The organism is Streptomyces sp. ISL-96 (assembly GCF_018614035.1).
Classification (GTDB): Bacteria; Actinomycetota; Actinomycetes; order Streptomycetales; family Streptomycetaceae; genus Streptomyces.
Map to the genome: position 1 here is coordinate 331,065 of NZ_JAGGPA010000011.1, position 18,100 is coordinate 349,164.

General features: G+C 68.3%; 15 protein-coding genes and 3 pseudogenes. 6 read left to right on the forward strand and 12 right to left on the reverse strand.

Translation table 11 applies throughout. The features are described from left to right. Window positions 1-171: 171 nt before the first annotated feature. From J7E96_RS08725 to J7E96_RS08740, 4 genes are all read right to left on the reverse strand, one after another. The gene (locus J7E96_RS08725; protein WP_215129150.1) at window positions 172-699 is read right to left on the reverse strand and encodes a hypothetical protein; all 528 of its coding nucleotides are present in this window, start codon (window positions 697-699) and stop codon (window positions 172-174) included. 398 nt (window positions 700-1,097) lie between these two features. After that, window positions 1,098-1,661 carry a hypothetical protein gene (locus tag J7E96_RS08730; RefSeq protein WP_215129152.1) on the reverse strand — a complete coding sequence of 188 codons (564 nt, stop codon included), beginning with the start codon at window positions 1,659-1,661 and terminating at the stop codon, window positions 1,098-1,100. Window positions 1,662-1,814: 153 nt separating this feature from the next. After that, window positions 1,815-2,531, reverse strand: a complete 717-nt coding sequence (locus J7E96_RS08735; RefSeq protein ID WP_215129154.1) for a spermidine synthase — start codon at window positions 2,529-2,531, stop codon at window positions 1,815-1,817. A gap of 66 nt (window positions 2,532-2,597) precedes the next feature. Then, window positions 2,598-4,283: a ribonuclease J gene (locus J7E96_RS08740; RefSeq protein ID WP_215129156.1), complete on the reverse strand. Its 1,686-nt coding sequence runs from the start codon at window positions 4,281-4,283 to the stop codon at window positions 2,598-2,600. Between the two features lie 442 nt (window positions 4,284-4,725). Between J7E96_RS08740 and J7E96_RS08745 the strand changes: the two genes are divergently transcribed. Then, window positions 4,726-4,854: a hypothetical protein gene (locus tag J7E96_RS08745; protein ID WP_374196645.1), complete on the forward strand. Its 129-nt coding sequence runs from the start codon at window positions 4,726-4,728 to the stop codon at window positions 4,852-4,854. Between the two features lie 398 nt (window positions 4,855-5,252). Here J7E96_RS08745 and J7E96_RS08750 read toward each other — a convergent pair whose 3' ends face one another. Both J7E96_RS08750 and J7E96_RS08755 read right to left on the reverse strand, forming a co-directional pair. Continuing rightward, complete coding sequence (locus tag J7E96_RS08750) at window positions 5,253-5,966, reverse strand: hypothetical protein (protein WP_215129158.1); 714 nt, start codon at window positions 5,964-5,966, stop codon at window positions 5,253-5,255. Between the two features lie 72 nt (window positions 5,967-6,038). Beyond that, window positions 6,039-6,410, reverse strand: coding sequence for a hypothetical protein (locus J7E96_RS08755; protein WP_215129160.1), 372 nt, complete (start codon window positions 6,408-6,410; stop codon window positions 6,039-6,041). A 436-nt stretch (window positions 6,411-6,846) separates the two neighbouring features. Here J7E96_RS08755 and J7E96_RS37170 point away from each other — a divergent pair. After that, window positions 6,847-7,307, forward strand: a pseudogene (locus J7E96_RS37170) (helicase); the annotation flags it as partial. Window positions 7,308-7,778: 471 nt separating this feature from the next. On the opposite strand, the gene J7E96_RS38705 reads toward J7E96_RS37170, so the two are convergent. Both J7E96_RS38705 and J7E96_RS08770 read right to left on the reverse strand, forming a co-directional pair. Continuing rightward, window positions 7,779-7,976, reverse strand: coding sequence for a winged helix-turn-helix domain-containing protein (locus tag J7E96_RS38705; protein ID WP_374196646.1), 198 nt, complete (start codon window positions 7,974-7,976; stop codon window positions 7,779-7,781). Then, complete coding sequence (locus J7E96_RS08770; protein WP_215129166.1) at window positions 7,928-8,095, reverse strand: hypothetical protein; 168 nt, start codon at window positions 8,093-8,095, stop codon at window positions 7,928-7,930. Before J7E96_RS08770 ends, J7E96_RS38705 begins: the two co-directional genes overlap by 49 nt. Before the next feature lie 1,250 nt (window positions 8,096-9,345). Here J7E96_RS08770 and J7E96_RS08775 point away from each other — a divergent pair. Then, a complete protein-coding gene (locus tag J7E96_RS08775) occupies window positions 9,346-11,460 on the forward strand; it encodes an HAD-IIB family hydrolase (RefSeq protein ID WP_308295881.1) in 2,115 nt (704 codons plus the stop codon). Between the two features lie 364 nt (window positions 11,461-11,824). Further along, window positions 11,825-12,910 carry a glutamate--cysteine ligase gene (locus J7E96_RS08780; protein ID WP_308295888.1) on the forward strand — a complete coding sequence of 362 codons (1,086 nt, stop codon included), beginning with the start codon at window positions 11,825-11,827 and terminating at the stop codon, window positions 12,908-12,910. A 55-nt stretch (window positions 12,911-12,965) separates the two neighbouring features. Here J7E96_RS08780 and J7E96_RS08785 read toward each other — a convergent pair whose 3' ends face one another. From J7E96_RS08785 to J7E96_RS08795, 3 genes and pseudogenes are all read right to left on the reverse strand, one after another. After that, on the reverse strand, window positions 12,966-13,943 hold the full coding sequence (locus J7E96_RS08785; protein ID WP_251069557.1) for a 3-oxoacyl-ACP synthase III family protein: 978 nt from the start codon (window positions 13,941-13,943) through the stop codon (window positions 12,966-12,968). Window positions 13,944-14,550: 607 nt separating this feature from the next. After that, a pseudogene (locus J7E96_RS08790) lies at window positions 14,551-14,796 on the reverse strand (transposase); the annotation flags it as partial. Between the two features lie 185 nt (window positions 14,797-14,981). Then, entirely contained in the window at window positions 14,982-15,581 is a 600-nt protein-coding gene (locus J7E96_RS08795) for a hypothetical protein (protein WP_215129174.1), read from the reverse strand. 258 nt (window positions 15,582-15,839) lie between these two features. Between J7E96_RS08795 and J7E96_RS37175 the strand changes: the two genes are divergently transcribed. Both J7E96_RS37175 and J7E96_RS37180 read left to right on the forward strand, forming a co-directional pair. After that, the gene (locus tag J7E96_RS37175; RefSeq protein ID WP_251069558.1) at window positions 15,840-16,262 is read left to right on the forward strand and encodes a hypothetical protein; all 423 of its coding nucleotides are present in this window, start codon (window positions 15,840-15,842) and stop codon (window positions 16,260-16,262) included. Beyond that, window positions 16,163-16,546 (forward strand): annotated as a pseudogene (locus J7E96_RS37180) (substrate-binding domain-containing protein); the annotation flags it as partial. The gene J7E96_RS37175 and the pseudogene J7E96_RS37180, both read left to right, overlap by 100 nt. 135 nt (window positions 16,547-16,681) lie before the next feature. On the opposite strand, the gene J7E96_RS08805 reads toward J7E96_RS37180, so the two are convergent. Further along, entirely contained in the window at window positions 16,682-17,914 is a 1,233-nt protein-coding gene (locus J7E96_RS08805) for an MFS transporter (protein WP_215129176.1), read from the reverse strand. Window positions 17,915-18,100 lie beyond the last annotated feature (186 nt).

Sequence of the window (18,100 nt, forward strand, 5' to 3'; positions counted from 1 at the left end):
ACAATCGGCGAGTACTTAACAGCCGAGCAGCCACTGCTGGACCCGCTGCCGGACGAGCCGTTCGAGACGGGCCGGCTACAGGGTCAAGTACGTCCTGGCGACGAAGCTGGTCAACGAGCTCATCGAGACCGGCACCAATCCCCCGGCCAACTGCGCAGCAGGTTCACAACTCTACGAGCCACCAAGCTCTCCTGCGGTGTGCGGCTCCCGCCCATCCGGGTGCCGTTGGCAGGATGTCCAGGGGGTGAGCGCCGAGGCCGAGATGACCTCTCGGCCTGTGGGGTATCCCAGGTCGATCCGCGCGGCCTGGTCGAAGGAAAAGTCGACCTCGACAAGCCGCACGGCAGCAGCCGGTGCCGCAGGCAGCTCGGACACCAGAAGCGGCTGCGTTGGCACGCCGTATCCCGTGTAGCGATCGTCGTGCTCCTCGTCCCAGGTGAACAGATACGGCGCCCATGCCACCTCGACGATGCAGTGCTGAGGACAGTCATCCTCCACGCACCCCGCATCGAACCACTCCGGGTGCCGCGTCCTGGCCCAGGCCGTCGCCTCGTCCAGGGTCTGTTCATGGGCGTTTGCCGCCGAGGGCACCGGGCCGAACGCGGAGTAGAACAACCCGACTCGGCCGAACGGATCTACCGCCCACCAGTGGAACTGGAGTCCCCAACGGGGATGCGCAAAGGTGCTCGATACCGCCATGGGACAAACATATTGGAGGCGTCATGACTCCTTCTGTGCCACCGAGCCTGACCTACGGCGAAGCCTGGCGTTCATTCCGTTCCGATCCGGTCGTACCCAGTTGTCCAGCTGGGCACCGCAGACCCCGGTCTCGAACGATGACCGCCTGGCCGACTCGGGTGCTGCTATTTCTCAGCAACATCTGAGCCCGGCACAACAACGACTGATCCTCAAACCCACCGACAAGTGTTCTCGGGTTACACCTACGCAGCCACCATGACCGATCTGATGGCCCGCCGCCTCATCGGCGAGGAAACTCAAACGACTGGGTGCTCGCCATGCCCCAGGCCATGGCCGCTATGCCCCACCGCTTACGCGTCATGAGGCCGGCACGGCTCACCAGGCGCGGAGACAGGCGCTTACCTTGCGACAAAGACGTGCCGTAGCAGCAGGTACCAGCTGGCGTGCAGGCATACGGTGAGCGGTAGCCAGCGAATGGGGATCCGGCGCTGGTGGAGGACTTGGAGGCCGTCGGGTGCAGGGTCGGCGGGTGTCAGGTAGGGCTGTACCGCCCTGCGGATCCGCTTGGCGGTCCGGTATCCGGACCACCGGCCGCCGTTGGAGCGTGGCACTACGCGGCCGGCTACTGCACTGCCATCTTTCAGTTCGACGCGCAGACCGTCGTGCGTGGTCAGCCGCCGAATCAGCGCAAAGGGCACGACGGTCACTGTCAGATGGTTCTTGAGAAGCAGCGCTTCGGGCTCCAGACGGGCCTGGGTGCCAGCAAGTACGACGAATACTCCGGTGATCACGGTCGCTATCCCCCCGTTCACGAGCGATCGCTCGAGCAGCGGGATGGTTTCTAGCTTGCCCTGCTGCGCTGTGAACCAGAGCGAGGCCACGTTGATCCCGGCGATGAACAGACACCCGAGCCAAAACTCGTCGCTCCTGAACTTCCGCTGCGAGACGGGAGTTCCACGCACCTTGAGGCCTCCCGTGCCCGTATGTCATCGACAAGTCACTGCTCTTCCTTACCGAAGAGATCGCCCTCGCACCAGAGGGGGAGAGCGGTGGATTCGGTTTCGTGCGTGCGCATGATGCGGCGGTGGGGTGGCGTTACGGGCGCAGGCGTGCGGTTACTTCTTGCGCGCCACATAGACGGTGTTGGTTGCGATGCCACCCTGAAGCGGGTTGTCGAAGTCGACGACGAGGGCTTCGGCCGCCTCGAAGACGTCGGCGAGTGCGGCGGTGAACTGTTGGTCCGGTGGGTCGTTGGACCACAGGGCGAAGACACCGTCGGAGTGGAGGTGCTCGGTGAGGGCGCGAAGCCCTTGCGGACGGTAGAGAGCGGCGTGGCGGGGGTTGAGTACATGGCGCGGGGAATGGTCGATGTCCAGCAGGATCGCGTGGAAGCGGCGTCCCGGTGACCGCGGGTCCAGTCCGGCCGCGCTGCCGGCCGCCTCGAAGAAGTCGGCCCGCACCATGCGGCAGCGGGGATCGCCGGTCAGGCGTGCGCCGAGGGGTACCAGATGGCGCTCGTGCCAGTCGATGACCTCGCCGAGCGCTTCCACCACGATCAGGGAGCGCACCCGGGGGTCTTCCAGAGCAGCCCCGGCGGTGTACCCGAGGCCGAGCCCGCCCACCGCGACATCGAGCTCGGCACCGGACAGCGGAGCCAGCCCCAGGTCTGAAAGAGCGACCTCTCCGGCGGTGAAGAGGCTGGACATCAGGAACTCGTCCCCGAGCTTCACCTCGTACACATCGTCGTCCGACCCCGGATACCTGCGGCGCCGCAAGCTGATGTCTCCCAGCGGTGTCGGTCGCCAGTCGATTTCCTTGAAGCGCGCGCTCATCGGTGCTCCTCGTCTCTGTCCCGGCCGCCGGTCGGCAACTCTCGGGGGGCTCGGCCCGGCTCTGCCTCAGGCGTCGATGATGACGGGGATGATGAGCGGCTTGCGGCGGTACGTCCTGAACGCCCAGGCGGCCACGGCACGTGCGATCAGCTGCTCCAGCTGATGCGCGTCTCCGACGCCTTCCTCGGCCGCGGTGGCCAGTGTCTTCTCGATCACCGGGACGACCAGTTCGAAGGTCTTCTCGTCGTGGACGAACCCGCGGGCCAGGAAGTCCGGGGCCTCCGCCAGGGCGCCCGTGTCGGCGTCGACGATCGCGACGACGGTGAGCACGCCTTCCGCCGCGAGAGTGAGGCGGTCCTTGAGGGACGCCTCGGTGGCGCCGCCGACCTCCATGCCGTCCACGTAGACGTATCCCGCGGGCACCTTGCCGGTGATCTTCGCACGGCCGTCGACGAGGTCGACGACGACACCGTCCTCCGCGATGACGACGCACTCCGGTTCGACTCCGGTACGGATGGCCAAGTCGGCGTTGGCGCGCAGGTGCTTCCACTCGCCGTGCACCGGCATGACGTTGCGCGGCTTGACGATGTTGTAGCAGTAGACGAGCTCCCCGGCGCTGGCGTGGCCCGAGACGTGCACCTTGGCATTGCCCTTGTGGACCACGTTCGCGCCCCACCGGGTCAGTCCGTTGATCACCCGGTAGATGGCGCTCTCGTTGCCGGGGATGAGCGAGCTGGCCAGCAGGACGGTGTCGCCCTTGCCGATACGGATCTGGTGGTCGCGGTTGGCCATACGAGACAGGGCCGCCATCGGTTCGCCCTGGGAGCCAGTGCAGACCAGCGTGATCTGGTGGTCGGGGAGCTTCTCCAGCTCCTTAATGCCGACGACCAGACCGGACGGCACCCTCAGGTAGCCCAGCTCGCGAGCGATGCCCATGTTGCGGACCATCGAGCGGCCCACGAAGGCGACCTTGCGGCCGTGCTGGTGCGCGGCGTCCAGGACCTGCTGGATGCGGTGCACATGGCTGGCGAAGCTGGAGACGATGACCCGCTTCGGGGAGGTGCGCATGACCTGCTCAATCGCGGGGTTCAGCTCGCGCTCGGAGGTGGTGAAGCCGGGGACCTCGGCGTTGGTCGAGTCGACGAGGAAGAGGTCGACACCCTCCTCGCCGAGCCGGGCGAAGGCCCTCAGGTCGGTGATGCGGTCGTCCAGGGGGAACTGGTCCATCTTGAAGTCGCCGGTGTGCAGTACCAGGCCGGCGCCGGTACGGATCGCGACCGCGAGACTGTCGGGAATGGAGTGGTTGACCGCCACGAACTCGCACTCGAAGGGGCCAAAGCTTCGCCGGTCGCCCTCCCGTACGCGCACCGTACGCGGCTTGATGTTGTGCTCTTTGAGCTTGGCCTCCAGGAAGGCCAGCGTCAGCTTCGAGCCGACGACGGGAATGTCCCTGCGCTCGCGCAGCAGATACGGCACACCGCCGATGTGGTCCTCGTGCCCATGGGTGAGCACCACGGCCACGACGTCGTCCAGGCGGTCCCGGATCGAGGTGAAGTCCGGCAGGATCACATCTACGCCCGGCTGGGTCTCCTCGGGGAAGAGGACGCCGCAGTCGACGATCAGAAGCTTGCCGGCGTACTCGAAAACGGTCATATTGCGGCCGATCTCGCCCAGGCCGCCCAGAGCGACGACCCTCAGCCCCCCTTCGGGCAGCGGCGGGGCGGGCTTCAATTCTGGATGCGGATGACTCATGCCCTGACGTTATCGGAGAGTCCTCCCAGTGATCCATTGCATGTATCACCAATCGGTTTGACGCTGCGTGGCACAGACGCCCACGGAGCCGCCGGCGTTGTCGGAGGCGATGGCGAGAGAGCTGCCGCCTTCGGGGCGGCCTGGAAATCAACCACAGGGTGCCGCTCGCCCAATCGTGGGATTCCAAGTAGGCGGAGTTGCATCGGCCGCATCATTCCGCCTGCCGAGGTGACGGGCTCTGACCTGGTCGAGCGCCGCGGGCGGGTCCCCCATTCAGGTGACGGAAAGGGCTTTGTCCTCGGCCGACATCGATTCGACGCCACAAGGTTGCGTCTCATGCAACTGCGGGAGCGGCCGTGGATGGAGTCAATGCGCCGGGTGCGATGCGCCTGGTGGTGCCGGGGACTATCCGAGCGCTGGATCCACGCCGACGAGGAAGCAGATGGGTTTCCGGTGGAACCTGCGCCGGCTGATGATCACGAGAAACATGTTCCAGACCACCGATCTGGTGCCGAAGCTGGCCGAGTACGGCATGCACCTGTCGCGGGAGCAGGTGCGGGCTCAGTCCTGACCCGCCACCACCAAGTAGACGACGCGGCCGGCCGATGCCGGGCAAGCCAGGGCAGTTTGGGCAAGCCGCCCCGCGGGAGAGCTTGCCCGGCCACCGGTTGCGACAGCGGGCGGGAAAGCCCAGTCCTGTCGCAGTGAAAGCAGCGTGCTCTCCCCGGCTCCTGCGGGTGCCGTCGGCACCCGCAGGAGCCGGGTGAGACGCTGTCATGCCAAAGACCACCACCGCGCCGCTCGCCTCGCTCCCCGGCCTACCCCTGCGCGTGCCCCTCGCCCAGTGGACCGAGGCGGGACTGGAGCAAGTCTCGTCTGGTCGCCGAGCTGGTCGAATGGTCTCTCGAACTGGCCGGTCCGGCGATATCCGCATCGGCCAGTGGCGCAAGGCGTCACCTCGTTGGCATATCAGTGGTGGCCTGGAGGGACTGCCAGTTGGGCGAGCGTCGAGGTATGCATCTCGGTGGCGAAGACGCTGCGGGACGTTACCAACAGGCGGTGGGCCTTGGACAGCTGGGTGGGCAGCGCCACCGCCTCCTCGGAGATGATCCGCCGGTGTGAGCGGTCCAGTTCCACGCGCACGATGAGGTCCAGGACGCGATCGCTGATGATGGATGAGCCCAGAAGCCACAAGCCCGGGTGGCGGCCGGGCCGAGGAGGGTCGAAGGCGATGTGCAGCAGGCCGGCCGAGCGTGCCATGGGAGAGGACAGGCGGTACCAGCTGATCCGCCCGTGCTCGTCGATTCGGCCGAAGGTGCCCGTGCCTCCGCGCTCGGTGCCGAGCAGCGCCACCCACAGTGCGCCCAGACCGGCGATCACTCCGACCGGGGTGGAGCCGTGTTTCGCCGGGACGGCGATCTGCGTCGTGCGGCCGGACGGGGAGGGGATGCGCAGCAGGGAACTTGCCTTGTCCTGGCTGGCGTAGAACTCCCCGCTCACCGGATGCCGGCCGACGAAGACCGGCTGGGATCGGGCGTCGAAGAACCAGTGGCGTTCAGGGTGGCGGTGGTCGATGGCCAGCACCTGGTTGCTGCCCTTGAGGCTGACCCACAGCAGGTCCCCGTACTCCCCTACATAGTGGGGGCCCTTTCCCCCGTCGGGGATCGGGATACTGCGCAGCACCCGTGGCGCTGCCTTCAGCGAGTGGGCGGCCGGGTCCAGCAGCAGCAGATGGTGCCCTCCTTCCAGCGTGGCTCAGATCCGGCCGGGATAGCGGGTGGAGGCGGCCAGGCCGTGCGGCAGGTCCGTGTCTTCTCCCAGCGGGAACTGTGCCAGCCCGGTGACCTGTTCGGTGCGCGGGTCCAGTGCGAGCTTGAGCAGGCGGCTGGGATACCACTGGGTGACGAGCAGCAGCGGGGCGCCGGGGACTTTCAGCGGTTCGTGGGTTTGCTCGGCTTCGGGCAGTGCGTACTCGGTGAGCGACCGGTGCCGGAGCGACTCCCCCGTGGGGCGGTCGGGTGCGGGGCGCGTCGGCGTGGCCAACGCGGGGGCCGGGCCGAACGGGAGACCGGCTCCTGCTGCGGCGCCGAGCGCGATGAGCCCTCGCTGAAACGTACGACGGTCCATGGGTTCCTCCCCGGTTCGAGTCCTGTGCGACTGCCTACGCCATCTGCCGTGGGGGGCCAGCGCATGGAGGCCGCCCTGTGTCGAGTCGACGCAGGGTTGGGGCAGTCACGCGCATGTGGCCTGTCACGTCAGTAAGCGCGTGTGCCGTCCCGGCCGAAGGGTGGAACAGGCAACGCTCACCAGGCGCGTGACGCACATGATTCACGGCAGGAGCCGCTCGTTGCCCCAGTGACGGCGTTCGCCTCGCCGCGACCACTCTTTCGAGCGAGGCCGTACCGCGCCGTGCTGCGTGCCCTTCCGGTGGAAACGTCATGTCTCACAACAGAAACGTGAGGGCGGTGATGGAGCACAGGAGGAAGCGAGGACGGGCCAGTACAGCAGTTTGGGTGCCCGGTTGTCCCGCCACTGGTTCAGCGCGAGGTGCGTGATGCCGTGCCCCCTTGTAGCCGTGCTCCAGGGCTTGCGCTCGCACGACGAGCGCCTGGTCAAGCAGCTCGCTTCCCGCCCCCTGTCCCGTGGCCAGCACGAGCGGCGGGTGCACGTCCAGCGTGACGAGGACGGCCGGATCGTCGGCGCCGACGGCAAGGGTGAGGGCGAGGACCAGGAGCAGGACGACACGCAGGCCGCTGCCGAAGCAGCACTGCTGCACTTCTCCAGTCCGCGGGACGCGGCGATCATCACGGCGTTCCTGCGGAGCGGATGTACCGGCCAGAGTTGCTGGTGCGGGTGGAGAGCTACCAGGCCCTGCTCCGGGGGCGGGCGGAGAAGGAGATCACCGGCCTGCACGCCGAGCCCTACGACGTTGAGGTCGAAGTAGGGGTGACGAAGAACCTTCCGCTGGGCAGGTGGGTGCACCAACAGAAGAAGGCTTTGCGAGCTGGTGAGTTGGAGTACCGAACGGCAAGCAGCGGCATCACGCTTCGCGATGCTGTGACCAGGGCGACGCCATCGTCGATCTCCTCTGTCCGCCACGCGCACCGCTTGGCCTTGACAGAGGCTCACGGACGAGCGCCGGTCGGCCGATGACTGTCGCATGGAAACACGTTCTCCGGTCACCGCATGTCGTCTTGTGTCCCGCCGTCTGCACCTGGTGGCTGGCGGAGTGTTCGCTGCGCTGTGGGCGAGTGCGTCCGGATTCCTTGCTTCGTCAGCACGGCGCTTGGGGGCGGGGCGCGAGGGCGACCCGGTGGCGGGTGCGTCTGTGCGGCACCTACCGGCATGAGGGCCTGGAACTGGAGCGGGAGGACTGCCTCATCCGCTACGGCGTACCGCCCGATTCACCAGGGCGGGTCACGCGAGTGCGGCAGTACATCACCCCGCTGCCGTGCTCGATCCTGATGCCGCGGGGCCTCGCCAACGCGGGAGCCGCTACCCCGGACACGCGTCCGGCGAGCTCCTCGGCAGCATCACATGCTCGTGAGGCATTCCAGGTCCTGCTCGATCAAAGGAACCAGCCGAACCCTGCCAGGACCAGCCGTGCCGTTTCAGCAGCCGCCACACCGTCGCCACCGACACCCTCACACGCAGACGGCGGTGGACAGCATCTGGACCCGGGCCAGAGTCCATCGCTCATCCTCGTATCCGTGCGCTGTCGGGCCTTTGCCCAGTTCCTCCTCAAGCACGGCGAACTGGGCGTCGGTGACGGTCGGAGAGTTCGCCGGACCTGCCGAGCCTAAGGCATTCATTCCGCCCTCTCGCGTGCTGGCAGTGGTTCGCCGGCAAGATCGCCATAGACCTGGGGCAGGCGGGACAGGTCGCGGCAGTCGTGTCGGTGATCAGCCTGGGGCTACGGCTGTCGCCGGTGGCGCCGGGCCCCACCAGGCGCCCCAGGGCGGGGATTGCCTCGGGCAGGAGCAGGGCTGTGCAGCCGCTGGTGGTGAGGATCTACTGCCACTGGGCGTGCCTGCGGATGCTGGTGTAGGCGAAAGTGCGCAGTCCGGCCGCGAACGAACTCGGCCAGCCTGCGGCTGTCTTCGTGCATCGCCGCCATCGACACCTGGCAGATCACGATGTCCGCTTCCGCCCGTCCGCCCCGCGTGTACGCGACCGGCGGGAGTGTTCCGTCCACTTCCTCGTCCACGATGTGCGGCACGCTTCCCGCAGCCCGCAGGACTCCGGCGATGCGCAGCAGATCCAGGGGCGGCAGCAGGTTACGCGCACCGGGGTTGACCGTTCCGAGGCCGCCCGCGTATGTGCGCTACAGCTTGGGCCCGAACGATGTCTTGGGGCTGATGAGGAGCACCCTCTGGACGGCTTCAGGCTCTGCTTTTTTGTGCCCTCCATATCAATGCGGTCCCCTTCCGCTCCGCCAGAACGCGATTGAGTGCAGGGGTTGTTCTCGCTCGCCAGGGTCAATGCTTACCTGCCGGCAGACGCGCCGCAACGCACAGAATCCAGCCAGAGCGATCAAAAGCTCCGCCGGTGCCCGGCCTGATCTCGGCCTGGTCACCAACACGGTCACAGACAGCCTTCGCCAGCCCCCGTCGCGGGGAAGCCGTAAGCGTCCACGAGCAGGACGGGCCGCGCTGTGGGAGGCGTTTTCGGACGTGGGCTCTGGCTTGTCCGGTGGCGAGTGGCCCGCTGACCTATCTTCACGGTATGCATCGGCTGACTACGTCCCGCATTTGTCGCTGCCCGCCACGGAACCCCTGCGTCGGTGGCATAAAGAGGGCTACAAGGGCGACTTGGCCGGAGCTCCTCCTATCAGGACGATCCCGGCCACATCGACACGCGCGACGGAGGGGGAAGTCCTCAGTGGCATCGACGTGTTCGCTCCAGCGCTGCGCTGTATGCCCAGAGGCGGGAGGCCTCGCTCTCCCGGCTCGGTGACGAAGAGCGGCTCCAGCCTCAAGTGATCGGGGGATATATGACATCGACTTTCGGCAGTCAGAGCGCTGGGGCGTCACCACCTGGGGTGCGGGCAGCCGGGGCGGGCGTGCCTGTCTGCCGGGTGCTGGTGACCGATCTGGACGGCACGCTCTTGGGTGGGTCTGCGGCCGCGCGCGGCCGCCTGCAAGCTGTGTTGGCGGCGCACCCCGAGATCACTGTGGTGTTCGCCACCGGGCGGGGTCTGTCTTCCGTCCAGGACATCCTTCGGCGTGACCCGCTCGTCCCCCAGCCGAGATGGATCATCGGGGACGTCGGGGCAAGCATCGTCGACACGAGGGACATGAGTCACCTTGACGTGTTGGAGGAACGGCTGCGGGCGGGATGGCCCGGTACCAGCTCGGTGCGCGACGCTCTGAACCGCTTCCCTCAGCTGGTGTTTCAAAGCGGCGTACGGCAGGAAGGGCGCTGCTCGTACTACCTGCGGCCCGAGCAGCTCACCGAAGAGATCACCGACGCTGTCGCCCAGTTGGGCTGCCGGTGGACGTACTCCGCCGGCCGCTACTTCGACGTGCTGCCGCCGGGCGCGAGCAAAGGAAATGCGCTGGAGCTGCTGGCCGAGAACCTGCGGTGGCCCATGACCTCGGTGCTGGTCGCCGGCGACTCCCTCAACGACCTGTCCCTCTTCCTCCTCGGCGCACACGGCGTGATCGTGGGCAACGCCGAACCGGCCCTGCGTGCGCACGTCCCGGAGCTTCCTGCGGTGCGGCGTCCGGAGGAGGTGGGCGCGGCGGCGATCGCGGAGACGGTGTGTGATCTCGGCTGGGTGGAGCGGGCGCGTCCGGTCGTCATCGGCTATCACCGCCCGCCGGTGCGCTGGGCCGGTGGCAGTTGGAGGCAGCCCTCAAGCCCCAACGGGATCCTGCCGACCCTGCGAAGCGTCCTCGATCCCGCGGTCCCCGGCTCCCGAGCCGCTTTGGACGCGGTGTGGGCGACCGCGCTGGTGGGCGACACGAGCCCCGGCCCCGCCGGGCACGGAACCGGTCTCCCCCTGGCGTTCCTGCCCATCACGGCCCGCCGGTGGGCCGGCTACTTCCACCGCGCCTGCAAAGAAACCCTGTGGCCGGTGCTGATGTCTCAGCCCGACCGCATGCGATTCGACCCGTTGGCCTGGGCCGACTACGAGAAAGTCAACACGGCCTTCGCCGACCACATCAGCGCCCACGCCGATCAAGGGGCGACCGTGTGGCTGCACGACTACAACCTCTGGCTCGTCCCCGCCCGTCTGCACACGATGCGCCCGGACCTGCGTGTGGGGCTGTTCCACCACACCCCTTTCCCCGCTCCCGGCGTCTTCGCCCGACTCCCCGTCGCCCGGCAGATCCGTGCCTCCTTGGCCTGCCTCAACTGGGCCGGCTTCCACACGGATGCCTTCGCCAACAACTTCCACGACACCCTCGCCGGCGCCCCGCGAATTCCCGCCACCGGCGTCCATCCCCTCGGCATCGACCGGACAGCGGTCGAAACCCTCGCCCGTAACCACACCGCATTCACCTCGGGGCCCGAAACTGAGGGCGGGATCAGGGAGGGCAGCGACGAGATGTTGGTGCTCTGCGTCGAACGCCTCGACTACGCCAAGGCCCCCGTCCAAAAGATCCACGCATTGTGGCGACTGTTCGACCAGTACCCGCAGCTACGCGGCCGGTTACGCCTCCGCCTCATCTGCCCGCCTCCCGAGCCCGGCCTGCGCGCTTACGACACCACCCGCAGCCGGCTCGAAACCGCCATCACCGAACTCAACACCGCTCACGCCACACCCGGGTGGCAGCCGGTCCAGTACATCCCCCGATCTCTGCCCTTCGCCGACCTCGTCCACCACTACGTCGCCGCGGACGTGTTCTGGGTTACCTCCCTGGCCGACGGCATGAACCTCACGGCCAAGGAGTACATCGCCGCCCAGCACGCGACCGGCCGGCACGGCACCCTCGTGCTGTCCCGGTACGCCGGGGCCGCCACCCAGCTCGCCCCCGCAGCCGTCGTGACCGACCCCCACTCCCCCCACGACGACCTCGCCCGCGACCTCCACCAGGCCCTGACCATGCCCGCCACCGAACGCCGCGCCCGCATGGCCCACCTCGCCCGCCTCCTCGACGACCACAGCCCCGCGCAGTGGGCCCAGCAGATCCTCACCAGCATCCGGGTCGCCGGCGGGGCGCCGTCCTGAACGCCGGGAGGGTCACCTGTTACGTGGTTATGTGCCGTACCTGGGTTTCTTTCCGTATGTCCGCTCCCTGGTGGCGGGGGAAGCGCTCCCCCGCCAGCAGCGTCATGTCGAAGCCCTGCTGTGTCAGCAGCGTGGCCGCTGCGGTTCCCGCGAGCCGCCCCCGGTGATCAGTACCTGTGTCCGCTCGCTTACCTGCCGCTCCCCGTAGTCGAGAGAATGTCGTCTTTGCGTCCTGCCTCACGCTTACCGCCCGTGACAGCATGCTGACCATGACGAGTACAGGGCGTACGGATGCCGGTACACAAGGACTGCTCGCAGGCTACGGCCGAAGCCGCACCGTCGCGGCAGGCCGGTCCCGTTGACGGTGGGAGCGGAGGAGGAATTCCTGCTGGTCGCCCCTGTGTCGCGCGCAGTGAGCCCGGAGGCGGAAAAGGTGGTGGCCGAGGCCGCGGGTGAACTCGGCGATCGCGTCGGCATGGAGCTGACGCGCTACCAGGTCGAGGTACGTACCGACCCGCACACCAGCCTTGCCCAGTTCGCCGAGCAGGTCCGGTCCACGCGGGCGGCGGTCGTTCGGGCCGCCGCGCGTCAGGGTCTGCGCGTCATCTCCAGCGGCAGCCCGGTCCTTGGCCAGGCCTGCCCGCCGCCGCTGACCGCCGGCCCCCGCTACACGTTGAGTGCCGCAATGTTCCGTGCCCTGGACGATGAACAGTGTGCCTGCGCATGTCATATCCACGTCGGCGTTCCCGACCTCGCCACCGCGCTGCAGATCAGTAACCGCCTGCGCCCCTGGATCCCGGTCCTGATCGCTCTTACCGGCAACTCGCCCTTCTGGGCGGGGCGTGATACCGGATACGCCAGCTGGCGTACGACGACCTGGGGCCGGTGGCCGGTGGCCGGGCCTCCCCCGTACTTCGAGTCCCCTTCCCACTTCGAGGACCTCGTCGCCGGCTTCATCACCAACGGCAGTGTCATGGACCGCGGCGGCCTGTACTGGGACATCCGGCCCTCCCACCACGTGCCCACGCTGGAATTCCGCGTGGCCGACGCGACCGCCACCCCGGGTGAGACCGTGCTGCTCGCCGGTCTCATCAGGGCGATGACCGCTACCGCCCTGCAGGCCATCGCCGCCGGCGACCCGGTTTTCCGGCCCGGGCCGGAAATGCTGCGCGCCGCCTGCTGGCGCGCGGCCCGCGACGGCCTTGCCGGGCAAGGTATCGACCTGTCCACCGGCGGCCTGTCCCCCGCCATCGGCCAGGTAGACCAACTCCTGTCCTGGCTGCAACCCGCGCTGGAGAACCACGGCGACACGGAAATGGTCAACACGCTCTGGTCACGCCTGCGCGCTGCCGGCAGCGGCGCCGACCGGCAACGCGCCGCCTACCAACGCCGAGCCAGTCTCACCGACGTCATCGACCACCTCATCTCCGCGACAAATTCGTCGGGTTGATGACGTGCACCCGACTCCGGCTCGACGGCTCAGGAGCCGACCGGTGCAGGGGTGGTCAGAGACGGATAAGGGTGATGCCGGCGCTGAAGCCGCTGGCGAATCCGACCAGGGCCACCAGATCGCCCGGGCCTGCGTGGCCGGTCTGCTGGGCAAGGGTCAGTTGGAGGGGCAGGGAGGCCGAGGCCGCGTTGCCGTGTTCGGCGACGGTGAGCAGGCAGCGTTCTTCGGGCAGGCCCAGTGCGGCGATTGTCTGGTGGAACTGGGCCACGGTGATCTGGTGGATGGCAATGAACTTGCTGGTTCTTACGAGTTCGAGTTCGTGCTGGTATGCGGCTAGCGCGCGGGAAGCGTGCTGCTGCCCGGTGGTGGACAGGTTGCCTTGGAGCCGTACGTAGGTCGGCTCGTCGTCGGTGGGGCGCCAGTTCATCGACCCACCGGCCTGGACGGTACAGATTTCCCATGCCGTGGAATCGGCGCTGAAGACCGTGGTGAGGACGCCGGGGTCCTGTTCCCCGGCGGGCCCGGGCTTCAACAGGAGGGCGGCGCCGGCGTCGCTGACGGTGTAACCCGCCGCTGCCGCGTGGAGGGCCTTCACGTCCGGGAGGTGCCAGCGGGTGCCGAGGGTGGGTGTTTCTCCGCAGGTGATGAGGATGGTGTGGTGCTGGCTCGACTCGATGAGGGCTCGGGCGATCTGAAGGGCATTGAGGACGCTGTTGCAGGCGTTCTTCACGTCGAACACGGGGCATGAGGCGCCGAGTTTCGCGGCCACGATATGGGCCGTGGCGGGTTCGAGAAGGTCCTGGCAGGAGGAGGCGAACAGCAGCAGGTCGACATCTTCGATCGCGGTTCCCGCGGCGGCGAGGGCCTTGGCGGCGGCCTGGACCGCCAGGTCCGATGCCTGCTGGCCGTCGTCTCTGACGTGAGCCTCCAGGAGCCGCCGCTGCACATCCGACACCAGGTGCTGGAGTCTTCCCGGCCGCACACCCTCCCGCGCCATCCACTCGTCAAGGCGCGGACACAGATGCCGCACCATGCCCACTCCGTGGCGACGAAGCACTGAACGGCTGATCGAGATCTCTTCCTGAAACTCTCTCCGGAGATCATCGGTCCAGCCCTGTTCGCGGTCTTCTTGTTCCAAAGGAGCCTTGAGAGTGGCGACGGCCTCATCGAGAACCGCGAGCAAGTCCATGACTCCTCCGAAAGATCGCCACGCGCGCCCCAGCGCAGGAGCCAACCCGACCCAGAAACCGTAGCGGGTGCTCGCCAACTATCGCTCAAACCCGCCGCCCTACCGGTCAAGTCGCAGATGTCACGGAAAGCACCCCGTCCCCCGTCCGATGCCCGGACTCTGTCCACAGGTCCGGGCCCGCACCGTAGGGCGACGGGTCGAGCGCAGCAGGAGCCCGGCCCGCGAACAGCAAGGAGCCGTCATGGATACGACGTCGCCGCAGGTGCCGAACCCCCGGTGTGCTGCCGGGCGGCGGAGACGTGCTCAAACGCTTCCCAGCGGCACCAGGTGGCGGTGGACGGGTTGGTGAATTAATCCGCATGTTGAATGCTGGCCTTCGTTCCTCCACCCTCACTGAATGACTTTCAGCATCCAGTGACGCGGCCTCCTGACCACGGATCTCCAAATTCACTCAGGCGTCGGCTCGCGCCGGTTTCCTTGTCCAGCTGGGGGTGGCGCCGTTGCGGGCCAGGCGCCGGGTCATGAGGGTGATGGCGGCCCAGGTGATCAGGGTTTCGGAGTGCTGGACGAGCCGTTCGTAGTCCCGGGCATGGCGGCGTGCGTGCATCATCCACGCAAGACTGCGTTCGATGACCCACCGGCGGGGCAGCACGACGAAGCCGGAGGCGTCCTTGGGGCGGCTGACCGGCTTGTTGGTGAATGGCCGCCCAGCCCCAGGGCCAAGGGACACGGCGCGTCCCCCGGGGAAGTCGAATGTGAGCGACCTCAGCACCGCCTTCCCGCGGCGGTAGCCGAAAGCGCACTTACAACAGTCGACTGTGGGGTGGTCCGCGGCTGCCGAATGTGCTGCCGTTGATCTCCACGATGGCGAAACGGGCCGGTTCAGGACAGGCGCTCGTAACGGAAGAGGCGGGAGCGGGCGTCGGGTTCCGTCATGCCGAGCCCCTCGGCGATGCGGGACCAGGGGAGCTCATCTCCACGCAGGGCGAACGAAGCGGCCGTTGGGCCGATCCACGCGGTGATCGTCTCCAGTTCGTTCACCACCTTCAACGCGGCCAGCGGGCTGTCGTCGACCAGACGCTCCACGTACGCGCGAAGCTCCCGCAGCAACTCGGTGACGGCCTCGGGCAACGGCACGGTGAGGGCTTCGACCTCGTCGAGATGGGTCGCCCAGTCATTGCTTGGGCCGGAGGTGTCGTATGCGTAGGGATCCTCGCGGCACACCTCCTCCCAGTCGATGTGGTAGGTGTTCTCTCCGCGCCATCCGCAGGAGCACTTCCCGCGCATCCGGGTCGCGGTAGAGGCCCGCAGGGTACCGTCGTACACGAACCAGGCCGTGGATTCGTGGACGTAGCTGCCGCTTCCCGTGTCGAAGTAGGCGGGCCCCGGTTCACTGCCGTCAGCGAGCAGTACCCCGACCGCCCCTTTGTGCGAAGCGAACCCGTCGCGCTCCCAGTCCATGGACACCTCCCACGTTCCCATGCCAACAGCATGCGCCGAGCGCGATGCATCGACTGCTCCACCATGCAGGAGCCCGACATCGCCGCGCAGCCGAACCAGCTCAACCGGCAGACTGGTTGGAGGGCGAGAGAGGTCCGCGCGCCTCCCTGCCGGTCAGGCCCACCCCATGGGGCTATCGACGCCCTTCGGGCCTGATCGGGACATGCCGTTCGTAGTGGAAGAGGCGCCGGGTCCCCGGCGGAGAGCTTCACTCCGGCGGGACTGAGCCCGGTGAGGTCCATGCGGGCCCGCGCGGGCTACCGTCCGCGTGCGGCGGCGCGCGGGGTGCGCGGCCGGACGTACACGATTGGTGTGCTGTTGGACAACGTCCGCAACGCGTTCTTCGCGGACGTCCTCGACGGCATCAGCGAAGAGCTCCGCCAGAGCGAGTACACCGTGCTGATCGGCGCGGCCGGATTCGGGCCGGAGGAGCAGGCCAGGACCATCCGCGCCATGGTGGACCGTCAGGTGGACGGCCTGATCCTCATCGCGCCGGGAACTCCGCGCGCCGAGGTGCTGGCCACGGCCGCGTCGACGCCGAAGACTTCGGCGCCGACTTGGTGGTGGATCACCTGGTCTCGCTCGGACGCCGTGACATCGCCCTCGTCTCGCCCGCGGGTACCAAGGCCGGCCAGTGGAAGCGCATGCCGGAGATCGTGCTGACCGACGGCTACCTCAAGGCCATGGAACGGCACGGCCTCGCGGAGGACGCGGGGGTCCACCACGCCGCGTACTCCGACGAAGGCGGCTTCAAGGCGGGCATGACCCGGCTGACGGCCGAGCACCCGCCGACCGCGGTCATGACTGGCGCCGACGTCGCCGCCCTGGGCATCTACCGCGCGGCCCACGAACTTGGACTGCGCATCCCTGACGACCTCTCGCTCGTCGGCTACAACAACACGGCCCTCGCCGCCTTGGCCCCCGTACAGCTCACCAGCGTCGACCAGTCGGGCCACACCATGGGCTGCGCCGCCGCCAGGATTCTCATCGAACGGGGTGGAGGGCCGACGGGACAGGGCCATGCAGACCACGGTGACGCCCCGCCTGGTGGTGCGCTCCAACACCGCGGCGCCCAGAGGCCGCTAGGCCGTGGACCGACCGCGGGGCAGCTCCACGGGGGTTCGGCGGGTGAGGGGCAGGAGCACTGCCGAGACCAGCGCGGTGACCAGGCCGAGCAGTCCGACGGCCGCGGCGAGACCGCCGAGCGCGCCCTTGCCACCGAGGAGTACCAGCGGGCAGACGAACTGGCCGAGGAAGAACGCCGACGTCCACAGACCGGTGCCGCGCCCCCGGTCGGCGAAGTCGAGCCGGGACATCGCCAGCGTCAGCAGTGACGGCAGAAGCAGCCCCGTACCGACGCAGTTCACCACGGCCCCCACGATCAGCAGGGGCAGGCTGTCGGCCGTCCCCATGACGAGGAAGCCGACGGCACACAGCAGGAAGACGGCCGGCAGACGGCGTCGCGGGCGGTCGGTGAGCCGGGTGAAGGCGACGGAGCCGAGGACGGTGGCGACACTCGCGACCGCTGTGACAGCTCCGATCACGCCGGTGGAAGCCACGCCCAGGTCGTCGAGGAGGTACGCCATCTCCACCGGCACGGTGTAGAACACGACGGCGCCGAAGACGGTCAGCAGGCAGATACCCGCCATGCGCCGCAGGGGAAACGGCCGCGGCTCCCTCTCGGTCTCCGCTCCGGTGGGGCCGGCCGGGCCGGACGCCGGCAGGGCCCGGGCCATCAGCGGGGCGAGCAGCAGGCCGACCGCGTACAGCCAGAAGGGCGCACGCCAGCCGACCGCGCCCAGGGCGCCTCCCAGCACGAAGAAGACCGTGGCGGACGACGAGGCGCACATCGTCTGCAGTGCGAGGTACCGGTCGCGGACCCGTCCGGTGTAGTAGTCGCCGATCACCGTGGTGCAGGCGGTCATGATGGCCGCCTCGGCGATGCCCACCAGAGCCCGGCTGAGCACAATGGCGTACAGCGAGTCCAGCCACAGCGGGGCGGTGCCGAACAGCGTGTACAGGACGGTGGCCGTGACCAGCAGGCGTTTGCGGCCGAGCCGGTCGACGACGACGCCCGCGAACGGGGCGAGCAGAGCCAGCGACAGGGCCGGGACCGTCAGCACGAGAGGCACCAGGGCCGCGTTGCCGGCCACCCCTTCGAAGGCGTCCTGCATGCGGGGCAGTACCGGGGCGAGCAGAACCGCCCCGAGGACGGGCAGGCAGCTGCCGGCCATCAGCAGGACGGCGGGCAGCCTGCCGCGCACAGCCGGAGAGGGACCGTGGTCACGGGCGGGCAGGGCAGCGGGTGCGGGCATGGCGGCACTCCAGGGCGCGAGGCGGGAGGGTGGCGCCGCACGGCGGACGGGTCCGGTGGCGAGTAGGCGTCGGCGTACGGGCGTGTGATGTGCCACGACTATGCGTTCCGGGCGCTGACCTGCCCACCCCTGACGCGATCCAAGTTTGCGATGCCCCTGATCCAGCGCGTGGATACCCCCGTTGGA

Excerpts from the sequence above, each read along its gene's own strand:
- J7E96_RS08725 (WP_215129150.1), bottom strand. The coding sequence starts at position 699 with ATGGCGGTATCGAGCACCTTTGCGCATCCCCGTTGGGGACTCCAGTTC.
- J7E96_RS08735 (WP_215129154.1), bottom strand. The coding sequence starts at position 2,531 with ATGAGCGCGCGCTTCAAGGAAATCGACTGGCGACCGACACCGCTGGGA.
- J7E96_RS08740 (WP_215129156.1), bottom strand. The coding sequence starts at position 4,283 with ATGAGTCATCCGCATCCAGAATTGAAGCCCGCCCCGCCGCTGCCCGAA.
- J7E96_RS08745 (WP_374196645.1), top strand. The coding sequence starts at position 4,726 with ATGGGTTTCCGGTGGAACCTGCGCCGGCTGATGATCACGAGAAACATG.
- J7E96_RS08755 (WP_215129160.1), bottom strand. The coding sequence starts at position 6,410 with ATGGACCGTCGTACGTTTCAGCGAGGGCTCATCGCGCTCGGCGCCGCA.
- J7E96_RS38705 (WP_374196646.1), bottom strand. The coding sequence starts at position 7,976 with ATGGACTCTGGCCCGGGTCCAGATGCTGTCCACCGCCGTCTGCGTGTG.
- J7E96_RS08770 (WP_215129166.1), bottom strand. The coding sequence starts at position 8,095 with ATGAATGCCTTAGGCTCGGCAGGTCCGGCGAACTCTCCGACCGTCACC.
- J7E96_RS08785 (WP_251069557.1), bottom strand. The coding sequence starts at position 13,943 with ATGGTGCGGCATCTGTGTCCGCGCCTTGACGAGTGGATGGCGCGGGAG.
- J7E96_RS08795 (WP_215129174.1), bottom strand. The coding sequence starts at position 15,581 with ATGGGAACGTGGGAGGTGTCCATGGACTGGGAGCGCGACGGGTTCGCT.
- J7E96_RS37175 (WP_251069558.1), top strand. The coding sequence starts at position 15,840 with ATGCGGGCCCGCGCGGGCTACCGTCCGCGTGCGGCGGCGCGCGGGGTG.
- J7E96_RS08805 (WP_215129176.1), bottom strand. The coding sequence starts at position 17,914 with ATGCCCGCACCCGCTGCCCTGCCCGCCCGTGACCACGGTCCCTCTCCG.